The sequence below is a fragment of the Haemophilus sp. HMSC61B11 genome, from assembly GCF_001838615.1.
GTDB classification, from domain to species: domain Bacteria; phylum Pseudomonadota; class Gammaproteobacteria; order Enterobacterales; family Pasteurellaceae; genus Haemophilus_D; species Haemophilus_D parainfluenzae_AD.
This window is the reverse complement of record NZ_KV837995.1, coordinates 3,502-4,601: the sequence shown is the minus strand read 5'-3', so window position 1 is coordinate 4,601 and position 1,100 is coordinate 3,502. Positions and strand designations below refer to the sequence as shown.

Genomic DNA, 1,100 nt, shown 5'->3' with positions numbered 1-1,100 from the left:
ACGGATATTGGCTTTGTAATCGCCATTCATCGCTGCAATACGATAATAGCGTGCCAAGCCATTCCACACCGCATCACCTTTTTTGCCTGTCCACATATTGTGCAGGTCATGATAAAGGGCGTAATTATAGAGTTGTTGGGTTTCTTGTGATAATTCCGGCTTTTCTTCGTGTTTACAAGTAAACTCTAAATTCGCCTGTAATTGTTCCATTTTTTCCATTTTGATTTTTCTCGCTTTATATTCGTCAATTATTCCGGGTGAAGTCGGGTGTCCAGTACCCCCTAAATCAATATCTTTAAATAAACTTATGCCTGCCCAAATCACCAGAATAATCAAGGCAGTTATGACAATCACGATGATTTTAAAAATACGTGCTACCATGAGTCACTCCAGAAAATAGCAATACAAAAATGGAAAATATCGATTATAAAACACGCTAAAAAACCACCGCACTTTTAAACTATTCAGCTCAAAAGTGCGGTAGCTTTTTTCGTTATTTCGTTGGCTTTTTCGGCATGCCGGTTTTTTCGTCTAAGCCGGTATCGCCGTTTAACCCAGCCTGCCATGCCAAGCGGCGCACAAGGGCTTCATCAGGTTTTGATGGGGCTTCTCCTTCAAACCAACGCTGGAACGCAATTTTGCCATCCCATTCCGGCAGCGGAGCAGGTGGCAACGGCACGATGTCATCGAGATCGGGAACTTTGGGTTGGAGGTAGTCTTTATCAGATAAATACCTTGCAATAGCTTTATATCGTTTAGATCTTTCCAGATCTTCTTGCAAGTTTAAAAAATACATATCGTCTTCTTTTTGACTTCCTCCAAAACCACTTGATAAATAACGGGCAGAAGCAGCGTTTCCATTTTTAATGCCTTGATAAAAAGCCTTTACTGCATCCTTGTAATCTTTATCACTCTGAAGATGAATACCTAAGAAATTTGAAGCGATACCTAATCCTTGCTCTGAGGCACAAGAACGCAATTGTTTAATAATATTTAGGCGCATTTGCAAGGTTTCTTCATCATTAATATCACCTAACATTTCAGAAACAACATACTGCGCTTCCCGACTCCCCAAGTCTGCTGCCTTTCTTAAGTAAGCA

The 1,100-nt window shown here is 40.5% G+C and carries 1 protein-coding gene and 1 pseudogene; both read right to left on the bottom strand.

What is annotated here, in order from left to right; genetic code table 11:
- Nucleotides 1–381: pseudogene (locus HMPREF3263_RS07175) on the bottom strand (sel1 repeat family protein); the annotation flags it as partial.
- 112 nt (nucleotides 382–493) lie between these two features.
- Nucleotides 494–1,100 (bottom strand): DUF6396 domain-containing protein (locus tag HMPREF3263_RS07170; RefSeq protein WP_256337447.1); only part of this gene is annotated, 607 nt, incomplete at its 5' end.